The organism is Nocardia vinacea NBRC 16497 (genome assembly GCF_000308835.1).
Lineage (GTDB): Bacteria > Actinomycetota > Actinomycetes > Mycobacteriales > Mycobacteriaceae > Nocardia > Nocardia vinacea.
Genome location: NZ_BAGN01000215.1, coordinates 16969 through 30224, shown reverse-complemented (window position 1 = coordinate 30224; position 13256 = coordinate 16969). Strand labels below are relative to the sequence as shown.

Annotated in this window: 13 protein-coding genes; 10 read left to right on the top strand and 3 right to left on the bottom strand. The window is 66.4% G+C overall.

Annotation, left to right across the window (positions count from 1 at the left end; genetic code table 11):
- Positions 1-111: 111 nt before the first annotated feature.
- Positions 112-1497, bottom strand: coding sequence for a flavin monoamine oxidase family protein (locus ON44_RS29700; protein WP_040695960.1), 1386 nt, complete (start codon positions 1495-1497; stop codon positions 112-114).
- Positions 1498-1659: 162 nt separating this feature from the next.
- Here ON44_RS29700 and ON44_RS29695 point away from each other — a divergent pair, with 162 nt between their 5' ends.
- Both ON44_RS29695 and ON44_RS29690 read left to right on the top strand, forming a co-directional pair.
- A complete protein-coding gene (locus ON44_RS29695; protein ID WP_040696043.1) occupies positions 1660-1869 on the top strand; it encodes a hypothetical protein in 210 nt (69 codons plus the stop codon).
- Positions 1866-2609, top strand: a complete 744-nt coding sequence (locus ON44_RS29690; protein WP_040695958.1) for a hypothetical protein — start codon at positions 1866-1868, stop codon at positions 2607-2609. Before ON44_RS29695 ends, ON44_RS29690 begins: the two co-directional genes overlap by 4 nt.
- Before the next feature lie 153 nt (positions 2610-2762).
- On the opposite strand, the gene ON44_RS29685 is transcribed toward ON44_RS29690, so the two are convergent.
- Both ON44_RS29685 and ON44_RS29680 read right to left on the bottom strand, forming a co-directional pair.
- Complete coding sequence (locus ON44_RS29685) at positions 2763-4175, bottom strand: MDR family MFS transporter (RefSeq protein ID WP_040695956.1); 1413 nt, start codon at positions 4173-4175, stop codon at positions 2763-2765.
- Between the two features lie 89 nt (positions 4176-4264).
- Entirely contained in the window at positions 4265-5032 is a 768-nt protein-coding gene (locus tag ON44_RS29680) for an IclR family transcriptional regulator (RefSeq protein WP_040695954.1), read from the bottom strand.
- Positions 5033-5211: 179 nt separating this feature from the next.
- Between ON44_RS29680 and ON44_RS29675 the strand changes: the two genes are divergently transcribed.
- The 8 genes from ON44_RS29675 (at position 5212) to ON44_RS29640 (ending at position 13252) form a co-directional block, all read left to right on the top strand.
- Positions 5212-6249 (top strand): NrtA/SsuA/CpmA family ABC transporter substrate-binding protein, encoded by a 1038-nt coding sequence (locus ON44_RS29675; RefSeq protein WP_040695952.1) that lies wholly within the window; start codon positions 5212-5214, stop codon positions 6247-6249.
- A gap of 1 nt (position 6250) precedes the next feature.
- A complete protein-coding gene (locus ON44_RS29670) occupies positions 6251-7102 on the top strand; it encodes an ABC transporter permease (RefSeq protein WP_040695950.1) in 852 nt (283 codons plus the stop codon).
- Complete coding sequence (locus ON44_RS29665; RefSeq protein ID WP_040696040.1) at positions 7099-7842, top strand: ABC transporter ATP-binding protein; 744 nt, start codon at positions 7099-7101, stop codon at positions 7840-7842. The genes ON44_RS29670 and ON44_RS29665 overlap by 4 nt, the downstream gene beginning before the upstream one ends.
- On the top strand, positions 7839-8864 hold the full coding sequence (locus ON44_RS29660; protein WP_040695948.1) for an ABC transporter substrate-binding protein: 1026 nt from the start codon (positions 7839-7841) through the stop codon (positions 8862-8864). Before ON44_RS29665 ends, ON44_RS29660 begins: the two co-directional genes overlap by 4 nt.
- A 23-nt stretch (positions 8865-8887) precedes the next feature.
- Complete coding sequence (locus tag ON44_RS29655; protein ID WP_051182591.1) at positions 8888-10012, top strand: LLM class flavin-dependent oxidoreductase; 1125 nt, start codon at positions 8888-8890, stop codon at positions 10010-10012.
- Positions 10009-11178, top strand: coding sequence for an LLM class flavin-dependent oxidoreductase (locus tag ON44_RS29650; RefSeq protein ID WP_040695944.1), 1170 nt, complete (start codon positions 10009-10011; stop codon positions 11176-11178). Before ON44_RS29655 ends, ON44_RS29650 begins: the two co-directional genes overlap by 4 nt.
- A 58-nt stretch (positions 11179-11236) precedes the next feature.
- Positions 11237-12184 carry an ABC transporter substrate-binding protein gene (locus ON44_RS29645; RefSeq protein WP_040695942.1) on the top strand — a complete coding sequence of 316 codons (948 nt, stop codon included), beginning with the start codon at positions 11237-11239 and terminating at the stop codon, positions 12182-12184.
- 186 nt (positions 12185-12370) lie between these two features.
- The gene (locus ON44_RS29640) at positions 12371-13252 is read left to right on the top strand and encodes an SDR family oxidoreductase (RefSeq protein WP_040695940.1); all 882 of its coding nucleotides are present in this window, start codon (positions 12371-12373) and stop codon (positions 13250-13252) included.
- Positions 13253-13256 lie beyond the last annotated feature (4 nt).

The following is a 13256-nucleotide window of genomic DNA, read 5'->3' as shown; positions in this document are numbered from 1 at the left end:
TTGGTTGCAGATGAGGGACTTTCGGCCAGTGGATATCGAAGCGAATCAAGAGACGCAACGGTGGCGGGCCGAATTCACCCGATCGGCTGCGGGATAAGCCGCACCTGACGGTCAGATGACCGCTGTGGGCTTCCGGTCCCCAGCGACCAACGCGGTGATCTCGGCGGCGGCACGTTCACCTGAGCGGATCGCCCCGTCCATGTAACCCATCCACACTGTCGCGGTTTCGGCTCCGGCCCAATGGATTCGGCCGATCGGTGCGCGTAGGGCGGGGCCGTATTCGGTCCAGGTGTTGGGCGGCATGAAGGCCCCGTAGCAGCCGCGGGTCCATTCGTCGGCGGACCAGTCCTTCTCGATGTAGTCGATGGGTGTGGCCGCTGCCGGGCCGAAAAACCTGGTGAGGCTGGAGATCACGATATCGCGCCGTTCCTCGACCGGGTATCGGCCCAGTCGCCGGGCATCGCCGCCTTCCAGGAAAGCGAGCAGCACGCCGGGGTTCCCGTCCGGCGGGGAGTTGTCGAAGGTGACCTTCACAGGGCCGGTGGCCGCGGTGACCTGTCCGGACATCCCATCGGCACGCCAGAAGGGTGTGTCGTATACGGCCATGGTCTTGATGACCGAGCCGTTCGGCATGCGCTGAGTGAGCTGGTCGCGATCGGCGGGCAGCGCAGGGGAGTACACAAGCCGACCTGCCAGTGCCGGGCTCATCGCCACGATCACGCGGCGGGCCAGAATCCGGGTGTCATCGCCGTGCACGACGACGGAACCCTGGGTCTGCTCGATCTTGCGCACCGGCGTATTCAGCAGCACGTGCTCGCCCAACTGCTCCGCCAGCGCCATCGAGATTCGTTGCGAACCGCCCACGATGCGGGTTTGCTGTGTGCCACCCTCGGTTTCGATCATCGAATCCACACCGCCACCGGCATTGAGATAGGCCAGCAGATGCAGTAGTGACACGTCGGCCGGATCGGCGGCCCACACCGCTTTGCAGACCATCGTGATGGCCCGGCGTGCGATCTCCGAATGCAGATTGCGTCGCATCCACGACTCGACGGTCTCGGCGTCCCACTGCCTCGCCCGCGCCGCCGACCAAGGGGCGTCCGCTGGTACCAGGCGGGACATCCGATCCAACCGCTGCAGACCGATATAGGCATCCAGCAGGGCGGGGGAGGCGATCAACGGAATCCGACCGCGATAGCGTCGCAGCTTCCCGCGATGTTCGAACAGATGCCGACCGGTGGTGTAAGTGGGAAACGTCTCCAGCCCCAATTCATCGATCAGAGCCAGCACCCGGTCCTGACCGGGACCTACCCACTGCCCACCGACCTCGACGATCTTGCCGCTCCCGATCGGATGGTTCAGTGTGCGACCACCTACCCGATCCCGCGCCTCGACGACAAGCGCATCGAATCCGGCGCGACGCAACTGACGGGCCGCCGTCAATCCGGCCAGTCCGCCGCCGATCACCGCGATATCCACCGTGCGCTCGACACCCATGGCGACCACCGATCCACCCGTGACCGATCGGACGACTCGGTCGTATGCTCCGACGTTAGGGCACACGACCCCGTCATTGACCCCGAACAGCACCGTTTCCTTGCATCCAGCCGCAAATCGCCCCACGTGATCATGAACCCGATGCGCCCGACGGAGGCAACCATGACAGAGCAGACGCTGGCGGAACTCATAACCGATGACCTACCCCCGGGGATTGCCGCGCTGAGCCCGGAGCGGCAAGCCGAGCTCGCGCAGGCGATCGTCGATGCCCGATGGCGGGAGGCGAACGAGCTGAAGACCGCGGCCTTCGGCATGCTCGACTTTCTGCCGCGCTTCCTGCGTGGCCCGGTCAAGAAGGCGGCCGGACTGTGACCGCGCAATTGCTGAAACTCGCACGGACACTGGGGGTTCCGGTCGAGCAGCTCGCCTACCTCGCCGACGTACCCGATGCGGATCTGCGAGAATTCCGCCGTCAGGTCACAGATCTGTTCGTGGCCGGACAGGAGGCCGGACTGCGGCGGGTCGCCCAGGCGTCCAAAGTGATTCCGACGCCGATCACCGCGAAAATGGTGGCGCGCAGCCGCGGTGCACTGCTCGCGGCCCGGATGTCGGGCGTGCTCGATGCGTCGCATGCGGTGGATGTCGCCAAACGCCTGCCGGTCGACTTCCTCGCCGAAATCGCCGCACGACTCGATCCACGCCATTCCGCGGCCATTATCGGTGGCCTGCCCGAGGCGACCATTGTCGCCGTCGGCAAAGAGCTTGCGGCACGCGAAGATTGGATCACACTCGGCGATCTGGTCGCCTCGATCTCCGATACCGCGGCCCGCGCCACCGAATCCGCACTCGATGGCATCGCACTCGTCCGCTCGGCCCACCTCGTCGACGATGCCGCACAGCTGAAACGCTTCGTCAACCTCGCTCCTCGGGACAAGCTCATCGAAATGCTCTGGGCCACAGCCGAACACGATCTATGGCCGGAGTATCGCGGCACGCTGGACGTGCTCTCCGAATCCGCGATCGACGTGGTCCGCGCCGCCGCCGAAGAGTTGCCCGTCGAGCAGCGTGATCGCGCGCTGACCGAAATCGCCGATCGGCGTTCTGCCTGGTAATGACGGATCTGACCGGGCGCTCGGCAATCGTCGGGCGGGGCAGTCGCGCCTGCACATCGCGCCGATCGAGTTCCTGACGGCATACGGCACAGACGACGACCGCGTGGGTGTCGTTCGCAGGGCATGTGGTGGAGGTGGACGCGTTCGCTGCCCCTAGGCGGCGTTCGCGCCCCGGCGCGGCATCATCGCGGATGCGATCACCATGACCAAGGCCATTCCGGCGACCGCGAGGAAAACCAGATGCACCGCCGAGGACAACAATGCCGGAGCCGGATGGTCGGTATCGCCGACGCGCGAGTTCACGATCGCGCCGAATATCGCGACACCGACCGCACTGCCCAATGACCTGGCGAACATATTCGCCGAGGTGACCACGCCGCGCTCGGACCACTCCGCCGTCGTCTGCGCCGCGATCAGGGTGGGGGTGGCGACAAGGCCCATGCCGGTGCCGATCACGAAACACGAAGCGGCGACCTGGATCAGCGTGGAATTCTCATCGATCAGCAGGGTGGTGGCGGCACCGAGTGTGGCCAGGGTGCTGCCGATCAGCGCGGTCGCGCGAAAACCGATGCGCAGGTAAACCTTTCCGGCCTGGGAGGCGGCCAGCGGCCAGCCGAGGGTGAGCGCGCCGACGGTGAGACCGGCGATCAGCGCCCCGGTGCCGAGCACACCCTGGGTGAAAGTCGGTACATACGAGGTCATGCCGAGCAGGATCGCGCCGACCAGCACCGAGACCAGACTGCTGGCGATAATGACCCGTCGCGTGAAAACCCACAGTGGCAGAATCGGATTCGCGGCCCGCCGCTCCACCAGACCGAACAGCACCAGCACGAGTGCGCTGCCCACGAAGATGCCGATACCGGTGGGCGACGACCAGGCCCAGGCCTGTCCACCCTCGAGCAATCCGAGAATCAGTGCCCCCGCGCCGATGGTGAGCAGTGCCGCACCGAGATAGTCGACGCGCTGTTTGCGCCGTACCGTGCTCTCCTGGAAGTTGCGCACCAGCATCCACGCGGCCAGTGCGGACAGCGGGATATTGATCAGGAATATCCAGCGCCAGCTGACGTATTCGGCGAACAGTCCGCCCAGCAGTGGCCCGACCACCGCCGAGATGGCCCATACGCTGGCCAGATAGCCCTGTACCTTGGCGCGTTCGGTCAGGGTGTAGAGATCGCCTGCGATTGTCATGGTCATCGGCATGATGGCGCCCGCGCCGATACCCTGCACCGCGCGGAAAATTATCAGTCCCAACATGCTCGTCGCCACACCGCAGAGCAGTGAGCCGAGCGCGAAAACCGCGATCCCGAACAGGATTACCGGCTTGCGCCCGACCGTATCGGCAACCTTGCCGTACACCGGAACCGTAACCGCTTGTGTCAGTAGGTAAATCGAGAACAACCACGGGAATTGCGAGAAGCCGCCGAGGTTGTCGGTGATGGTCAGCACCGCAGTGGCGATAATGGTGGAATCCAGCGCGACCAGCCCCGTCGCAAGCATCAGCGAAGCAAGGATCGCACCTCGATCGGATCGCAGACCGACAGACGACTCCACTGCCTCGGTTGCCACCGACCAGCCCCTTCCTTCGCTTCACTAACCACCCCGAAGCAACGTATCCCGGCCACAGCTATTCCCGCACGGAATTATTTCGGCACGACTCAGCCGGATGCGGCGGCGAACCTGTCCGCTATCTCCTGCGCCGTCACCTTCGCCAACTCGATGAAGAACGGCACCCGCTCGGGAATCATCAGCGTGGTCGGGCCGCGCAATCCGAGGGCAAAGCGGCAGCTGCCGCCCTGTTCGCGGGCCGCCTCGTCGAGGATGGGCAGGCCGATGGTGCGGAAGCCGGGATCGAGTTCCTCGTCGTTGTAGGCGTAGCCGCGCTCGCGGGTTGTGGTGAGTTCGCGGCGCAGTTCGTCCGGGCCGGACACCGACCGTTCGGTGCCTTCTTCGTAGGGGAGTCCGCGCAATTCGTCATCGGAGGTCGGTGACCAGGCCAGCAGGGCCTTGCCGAGTGCGCTCGCGTGCAACGGCAGCCGCACGCCCTGCAGGGCATGGCCGTCGGTTTCGCGCCAGCGGCTGGTGCCGAGCAGTACGGCGTGGATATCGTGTCGGGTCGCCACCGACGCGCTGGCTCCGGTGGTGTTGGCCAGTTGCTCCAAATACGGTTCGGCCAGGTAGATGCGGTGCTGGCGGTAGGCGATCTGACCGTATTCGGCGAGCGCTCGGCCCATCCGGTATCTGCTGGATTCGGCGTTCTTCTCCAGGAAACCCGCTTGCACCAGGGCCGAGAGCAGGCGATGGGTGGTGCTGACGGCGAGCCCCTGCTGCCGGGCCACCTCCGAAACGCCGCGCTCCTCGCCGCCACGGAAACAATCCAGGACCGAGAGGGCACGGGCGACGGTCTGCACGCCGGAAGGTTCCACGCTGCGACGCTAACACAGCGGACCGGTTTCAGCTTTCCGCTATTCGGAAAGCTCGCTACATATTCGGGACCTGTTCTGTCAAGCTTTCCGATCCACGGAAAGGATTACCTCGTCGAGGCCCACCGCCGTCCATACGCTGCGAAGGCATTGATCGACAATCCGGAACAGGAGTCTCCACGATGTCCCGCAGGCGAGCCCTCATGCGTATCGCATTCGCGATCGCTCCCGTCGTCGCACTCGTCGCCGGATGTGGCTCCGGATCCGGCGGCGACGGTGGCAGCGCGCAGTCCTTCGTGCTCAAGGTGGTCGATCCGGGCAACTCCGGGCCGATCGCGGTCGGCAAGCGCGACGGGACTTTTGATGCCGCGCTCGCCCCACTCGGCGCCAAAATCGAATGGGTCAACACAACGCCGGGCTTCAGTTCCATGCTGAAACTGTTCAACACCAAGGAACTTGACGTGTCCGGCGCGGCCTTCAGCCCGGTTGTCGGCGCGCTGTCCAAAGACGTCGGCGTGCGGATCGTCGCGGTGCAGGATCCGGCGGGCAAGGACCAGAGCGGCATCATTGCCGCTGCGGGCTCGGGAATCCATTCGGTCGCCGATCTGGTCGGCAAGCGGGTCGCGGTGAATCCAGCGGCCAAGGGCGAATACATCCTGCTGAAGGCATTGGCGCAGGCCGGGATTCCGGCGGATAAGGTGACCCGGGTTCCGTTGCAACAGAAGGATGCCGCCTCGGCATTCGCCACCGGTAAGGTCGACGCTTGGGCCTCGTTCCTGGTGCCGTATCAGGAGGCGAAGGCCAATGGTGGCATCGAGATCGCCACCGAGCAGAGCATCGGTTCCAAAGACAATTCCGTCGTCGTCTTCCGCACCGAAGTGCTCGACAAGCATCCCGACGTCGCGGCGAAGTATCTGGAAGTGCTGCAAGGACTTACCGCGAAGCAGCGCGCCAATCCAGCCGACTTCGAAAACGTCTTCGAGAAGACCGGTCCGCGGGCGCTGACGGGGCCGCGATTGGCCGATGCTGTGCGGGTCGGCGGCGAGGCCACCGTGCCGCGACTGCCGTCGCCAACAGACGCGGCCGATTTGAGCGATGTGGTGAACCTCTTCGTTGCGAATGGCGTGGTCAACCGCAAGATCACCGCGGATGACATCTTCTACGACCTGCAGTCGAAACTGACACCGGAGCAGTTGGCCGCCGTCAAGGTGGGCAGCTGAGATGGCGGTGCTCACCGAGCCGGCGGTCGGGCCCGTCCGATCCGATCCGGTGCTCGCGACACCACGCGGTCGAACCGAAAGGCGCAGACCCACCTGGGTTTCCGTGCCATTTCGGTTCCTGGTGCCCGCGCTGATCTTCGCCGCCTGGTGGATCGGTTCGGCCACCGGGGCTGTCTCCGAGCAGGTGCTCGCGGGCCCGCCCAAGGTGTGGACCGCGTTCACCGAACTGCTCGACAGCGGTCAGTTGGTGGACTTCGCGGTGGCGTCGTTCGTCCGTGCCGCGCTCGGCGTGGCGATCGGTGTCGGCATCGGGCTGCTGCTCGGCCTGCTCGCCGGATTGTCGAGTCTCGGTGAAGAACTCGTCGATTCGACGATGCAGATCGTGCGGGCGGTGCCCTTCCTTGCGTTGGTTCCGCTGTTCATCGCCTGGTTCGGCATCGACGAGTTGTACAAGATCCTGCTGATCGCGGTGGCGACGGTCGCGCCGATGTACGCCTACACCTATCTCGGGGTCCGCAATGTGGATCGCAAGATGGTCGAGGCCGCACGTAGTTTCGGGCTGACCGGGCCGCGGCTGGTGCTCGAGGTGATCCTGCCGTCGGCACTGCCCGGAGTTTTGATGGCACTGCGCGTGTGCTTGTCCATCAGCATTACCGGCCTCATCGCGGCCGAGCAGGTCGGGACGCGAGAGGGCGTCGGATATCTGGTGACGCTGGCGCAGGAATACAACCGCACGGACTACATGGTGTTGTGTGTGGTCCTGTACGCGTTGCTCGGCTTGGTATTCGACGGTGTGGTGCGGATCATCGAGAAGTTCGCGATGCCGTGGCGCAAGCAGGTGGCGATCCGATGACCGAGCCCATCGCGGTGTCGATCACCGGGCTGCGGAAGTCGTTCGGTGACAAGACGGTTCTCGACGGCATCGACCTGACCATCCGGCGCGGCGAGTTCGTGGTGCTGCTCGGACCCAGCGGCACCGGCAAGACCACTCTGCTGCGCCTGCTGACCGGCCTCGAGCTGCCGGACGCCGGCGAAGTTCTGGTGCCCGGCCGCCGTACCACTGTCTACCAGGAGCCGCGGCTGATCCCTTCCAAGCGTGTACTGGCCAATGTCATTGTCGGCCAGCGTCGTACCCGCGAGCATCGGGAGGCGGGGCTGCGGGCGCTGGCCGAGGTGCATCTGGACGGTAAGGCGCGGCAGTGGCCCGCCACCCTCTCCGGCGGTGAGGCCCAGCGCGCGGCCTTGGCTCGCGCGCTGGTCCGCGAACCCGAATTGCTGTTGCTGGATGAACCTTTCGCGGCGTTGGACGCGCTGACCCGGTTACAGATGCAGGATCTCGTCGGCGAACTCGTTGCCCGACACCGGCCCGCGGTGCTCATGGTCACCCACGATGTCGACGAGGCCGTTCGTCTCGCCGATCGTGTGCTTATCCTCGATCGCGGCCGCTTCGCCATCGATGTCGATATCGACCTTGCCCGTCCGCGCGACCGTGCCGATCCCGAAATCGTCGGCTACCACACCGAATTCCTCGCCCGACTCGGTGTCGGCAAGTCCGCATCACCCGACATCCACCCGATCAGGAGCATCCGATGACCGAAACCCTGTGGTACACACGCTGCCCCGTACCGACCGCGAGCGGTCTCGCGCACAGCCTCGGCTGGCTCGGTGATACCGCCGCCCAGTCCGGCCTGCAATTCGGCGTCCTACAGGACGCGGGTCCCGAACTCGCGGCACACCACTTCCTGCACGACCTGTCCGGCCTCGTCCGGGAGGGCGGAAATGTGCCGGCGATCGCCGCTCGCGCACAGGGGTCGCCGACCCGCCTCATCGGCCTGACCTGGATCGATGAGGCACAGGCCATCCTGGTTGGACCGGAGTCCGAGATCGCGACCCCCGCCGAACTCGCCGGGCTGCGGATCGGCATCCCGGCCTGGGCGCAGGACCAGGCCCGCAGCTTTCCCCGCGCCATGGCCCTGCACGGTTTCGCGAGCGCGCTGCGCCTCGGCGGACTCACCCTCGCCGACGTGACCGTCGTCGAGGTCGGCGTCGAACGTAATCCGCAGGTGCGCACCGAAACCCAGTCCGCCCGCCGCACCACCACCTGGGGTGTGGCGGAGCTGCTGCGCGGTGCGGTGGACGCCATCTATGTCAAAGGCGCACGCGCCCAGGAGATTGCCCGCGAGCACGGGCTCCGCGTCGCGGTGGACCTGGACGCCACCGAGAGCAAGCGGCTGCGCGTCAACAATGGCACCCCGCGGCCCATAACCGTGCACGAGGACTTGCTGCAAGCGCGTCCCGAGGTCGTCATCGGATTCCTTGCCCAGAGTCTGCGCGCCGCGGACTGGGCGGCGGGCAACCTGGATGGCGTCCGCGAGGTGCTACAGCGCGAAACCCTCTCCGGCCCCGAGGGGGTCGCCGCCGCCTACGGCGCGGACTTCCACAAGGATTTGCACCCGTCGCTCTCGGACGAGCGGGTGGAGTTGATCGGCGTCCAGAAGCAGTTCCTGTACACCCACGGCTTTCTGGCCGCCGACTTCGACCTCGAATCCTGGGTCGCGCGTGAGCCGTTGGTGCGAGCGCGTGAACTGGTCGAGTCCGCAAAGGTGCCGGTATGAGGGCGGCATCGCGCAGCGATTCGATGAGGGGTGGTGGCCGGGTGGCGGGTGGACCGGAGTTCCTGTGGCGGTTGCCCAGCCGGGGCGACGGCAGGCGTGCCGATCCCGGACTGCGTCGGCGGGGCGGTTTCGGTGCGCCGCCGCCGGTCACCGCGGTCACCGATCCGCGGCCGGGCCGGTTCGGTCCGTTCGACGATCTGCACCAGATCGTGCACGCCGCCGAACTGTCCGGGCTCGACGGGGTACTCGCGCCCTACGACCCGCTGGGTGAGGAATCGTGGATCGTGGGCGCGGGAGCGTTGCGCGCCACCCGACATGCGCGCGTGGTCGTCGAATTCCATCCCGCCTTCGGTACTCCCGTTTACGCGGCGAAGGTCGCTACGACGCTGCAACGGATTTCGCACGGTAGGCTCTCCTGGCGGATCGCGGTGGAGACCGACGAGGCCGATGCTCGTGCGCGCGGCGACCGGGTTACCGGTGCCGATCGCTATGCCCGCGCGGCGGAGTTCCTCGCCGTGGCGCGTGGCGTATGGAACGAGACATCCGTTCCCGGAGCCGGATTCGCCGGTACCGGATTCGATTTCGACGGGGAGCACTACGACGTCGTCGATGGCGGATTCCGCGGCATCCTGTCGGGTCTGCCTTTCCCGACGGTGTATCTGTCCGGTACATCCTCGCCGGCTCTCGAACTCTCGGCCCGCCACGGCGATGTGCATGTGTTCACCGAAACACCGGATGGGATTACCACATCGGTGACGGAACTGCGTGAGCGCGCGACGGCCGCGGGCCGGACCGTACGCGCCGGCATCGAAATACCGGTCATCGCCAGGGAAACCGAGCAGGAGGCATTGGCCCGGGTGCACCGCCAGTGGAACGAGGTCGCCCCGGAAGGTACCGCCGAGGCATTGGACCTGGGCGACGGTCGCTGGGCCGGATTCGCCGAACTCGGCTACCCCCAACCGATCGGCCTCGTCGGCAGCTACGAGCAGGTGGCCCGACGTCTCTCGGACTACATCGACGCGGGCATCGAGACCATCGTGCTCTCCGGTCACCCGCACATCGAGGAAGTGCACCGCACCGGCGAACATCTGCTGCATCTCGTCGATCCGGCCGGGCGCACCCTGGCCGCGCAGGAGGCCACGGCATGACCATCGACATCTATTGGCGCATCGGTATGGAGGGCGACCACGCGTCGCTGCGCACTCCGCGCCGCTACAACCGCGGCCACGCCAACGGCTACGGCCCCGGCAATATCGCCCCCGCGATCCGTGGAGGTCGACTCGACGGCTACGGCTACATCGACCATATGGCCGCGGTCGCCAAGGCTTCCGAATCCGCCGGATTCCTGGGTGGACTGCTGCCCTCGTTCCCGGTCACCGACGACCCGTGGGCGGTCGCGGCGGCGCTGGCCAGGGAGACCACCACCTACCGGTTCATGGTCGCGTTCCAGCCCGGATTCCTGCATCCGGTGCAGGCCGCCAGGATGTCGGCCAGCCTGCAGCGCGCTACCGGTGGCCGGTTGGTCTACAACATCATCAGCGGCGGTGGTGGACCCGCCCAATTGTGGTGGGGCGATAAGGTTTCCCACGACGACCGTTACGCGCGGACCAGCGAATTCCTCGACGTACTTCGCGGGGTATGGGACGGCGATCCGTACGATCACGACGGCCGGTTCTTCCGCACGGATGGCGCGGCGCTCGCGCCGGGACTGGCCGGTCAGCCGTTTCCGGAGGTGTACTTCTCCGGCTCGTCCGGCGCCGCCGTCCAGGCCGCCGGCCGCCACGCCGACTACTACCTGTCCTGGCTCGAGCCCTATGCCGATCTGCGCGCCAAATTCGACGGCGTCCGCGCCCATGCCGAAACCATCGGCCGGACACCGAAATTCGCGGTCCGCATCGATATCGTCGCGCGGCACACGGCGGAGGCGGCCTGGGCGGAGATCGAACAGGGCTGGGCGTTCGTCGACCGCGACGCCGCGAACCGTGCGGCACAGGGTGATTCGGTCGGCGCCGCCCGAATCAAGGGCTGGGTACCCGAAACCATAACCGGCTACCGCGATCTGGAGGTCCAGCCCAATGTCTGGTGTGGATTCAGCCTCATTCGCGGCGGTCCGGCCTTCGGCTTGGTCGGCAGTTACGAACAAGTCGCCCAGCGCCTCGACGAGCTGATCGCCCTCGGTGTCGATGCCTTCATCCTCGCGGGCAATCCGCACCTCGAGGAGGCCTACCGGGTGGGCGAGGAAGTGCTGCCGCTGCTCGGCCGCTCCCGGCTCACCGTGCCGGCGCCCACATCGGCACTATCGCTCTCCCGATAGTCGCTGCGGCGAATCTCGTCTCACCACAACCTATTTCTTCGATTTCAGGAGCATCCATATGTCCCTTCGTGTCGGCTACTTCCCGCACAACAACTCCCTGTTCGTCCTGCGCCACCGCGGCATCCTGGAGGCCGCACTGCCCGATGTGGAATGGGTCGACCTGCGCACACTAGCGGCTGCGGAGCGCGTCGATCCGAAGAAGGGCCTGCCGTCGCTGCATTCGGATTGGTTGTTCACCGAGGGCGGCTACGACTTCATCGGCACCGGCTTCACACCGCCGGTTACCGGCCTCGCCAACGGTCGCGACCTTGTCTACGTAGGCATTTCGGGGCCACGCGTGGAGAACGGCAGGCTGGTCACCAAGGCCGACAGTGGAATTCGCGGCGCGGCGGATCTGAAGGGCAAGCGCGTCGGTATCGCGCACGGCTCCTGGCAGACCACGCTGCTGCTGTTCGCCCTGGAAAAGGCGGGGTTGACCTGGTCGGATGTCGAACCCATCGATACCGATGTGCGCGATGGCGGCGATGCCCTGCTGGCAGGTGACCTCGATGCCTGGGTCGGCGCGTATCCCGGCCTGACCGCGGTGGAGGCCACCACCGAATTGCACACCCTGGTGGATACCGAATCCGTCTTCAGCCACCCGTCACTGTGGTTCACTCGCCGCGATGTCGCCGAGAACAATCGCGACGCGCTGATTGCGATCATCGCGGCGCTGCAGGAATCCGACGCCTGGATCACCGCCAACCCGCGCGCTGCCGCCCAGTATTTCGTCGACGATGTCGTCGCCCGTGGCGGCAAGGCCGACCTCGACGCATGGGAAGCGGCGTTGCGCGGCAGGCCATTCGGCATCAACGCCGTCAGCGAAGGCTTCCTCGACGAGCAACAGCATGCCGCGGACCTGTTGGCGGCTAACGGATTACTGCCGCGCACGATCCGGGTCCGTGATGCGGTGCTGCCCTGGATCGGGGAGGCGGTCGAGGCGACCAAAGCCAGCGCATCCGTCTGACGCCGTGACGCAGCGGGCAGCCCTCGCATTGCTCGTCGGCGTGGTCACCCTGGGCACGGTGATTGCAGCTGCGCATCCAACTGGTGAGGGCGTTGGACCGTCACGGTTAAAGGGAAGCGGCCCAGGTCCGTGACGATTGAGCGATGTGGATGCTGCCAGGTAGCGGACGGTTTAGACTTCATGACTATGACCGCCTTCACCGGCAAGGTCGCACTAATCACCGGCGGTGCGCGCGGCATCGGCGCAGAGGTCGCCCGAAGGTTGCGTGCACAAGGCGCGCGCCTCGTACTCATCGATATCGACTCGCCCCCGCTGCGGGAGCTCGCGACCGAACTCGGCGGCGACGAGCATGTGGTGGCGGTCCCTGCCGACGTGCGCGACTTCGCCGCGATGGAGGCCGCGGTCGCGCAGGGGATCGAGAGGTTCGGCGGCATCGACATCGTCATGGCGAACGCGGGAATCGCCAGCTACGGCTCGGTCCTGATGGTGGACCCCGCCGCCTTCCGGCGGGTGATCGAGGTCAACGTCATCGGTTGTTTCCACACCGTGCGCGCTGCCCTGCCTGCGGTCATCGAGCGTCGCGGGTACGTGCTGATCGTCTCCTCCCTCGCGGCCTATATGGCGATGCCGGGGATGACGGCCTACTGCGCTTCCAAGGCCGGGGTCGAGCACTTCGCGAACGCGTTGCGCCTCGAGGTCGCGCATCGCGGCGTCGACGTCGGGTCCGCGCACATGTCGTGGATCGACACCCCGCTCGTACGGGAAAGTTTCGCCGACCTGCCCGCGACCAAGCGAGCGCTCGCCGCACTGCCGAGCCCGATCCGCAAGACGACCTCGGTGCAGAAGTGCGCCGCCAGATTCGAGCGAGGAATCGAGCGGCGCGCCAGACGGATCAACGTGCCCGTCTGGGTCGGCGCGCTTCGTTGGCTGAGGCCGCTGCTGCAGACGCCATCCGCCGAGCGCGCGGGCAGCAAGACCACCCCGACGTGGCTGCCGGATATGGACGCCGAGGTGGCCGGGCTGGGTCGTTCGCTCAGCGCCCGGACGCAGGCGCTCGGCGAGGACTAGGGGT

Bases quoted from the DNA above. Each gene is read 5' to 3' on its own strand.
- ON44_RS29700 (WP_040695960.1), bottom strand. From the start codon at position 1,497: ATGGGTGTCGAGCGCACGGTGGATATCGCGGTGATCGGCGGCGGACTG.
- ON44_RS29695 (WP_040696043.1), top strand. From the start codon at position 1,660: ATGACAGAGCAGACGCTGGCGGAACTCATAACCGATGACCTACCCCCG.
- ON44_RS29675 (WP_040695952.1), top strand. From the start codon at position 5,212: ATGTCCCGCAGGCGAGCCCTCATGCGTATCGCATTCGCGATCGCTCCC.
- ON44_RS29670 (WP_040695950.1), top strand. From the start codon at position 6,251: ATGGCGGTGCTCACCGAGCCGGCGGTCGGGCCCGTCCGATCCGATCCG.
- ON44_RS29665 (WP_040696040.1), top strand. From the start codon at position 7,099: ATGACCGAGCCCATCGCGGTGTCGATCACCGGGCTGCGGAAGTCGTTC.
- ON44_RS29660 (WP_040695948.1), top strand. From the start codon at position 7,839: ATGACCGAAACCCTGTGGTACACACGCTGCCCCGTACCGACCGCGAGC.
- ON44_RS29655 (WP_051182591.1), top strand. From the start codon at position 8,888: ATGAGGGGTGGTGGCCGGGTGGCGGGTGGACCGGAGTTCCTGTGGCGG.
- ON44_RS29650 (WP_040695944.1), top strand. From the start codon at position 10,009: ATGACCATCGACATCTATTGGCGCATCGGTATGGAGGGCGACCACGCG.
- ON44_RS29645 (WP_040695942.1), top strand. From the start codon at position 11,237: ATGTCCCTTCGTGTCGGCTACTTCCCGCACAACAACTCCCTGTTCGTC.
- ON44_RS29640 (WP_040695940.1), top strand. From the start codon at position 12,371: ATGACCGCCTTCACCGGCAAGGTCGCACTAATCACCGGCGGTGCGCGC.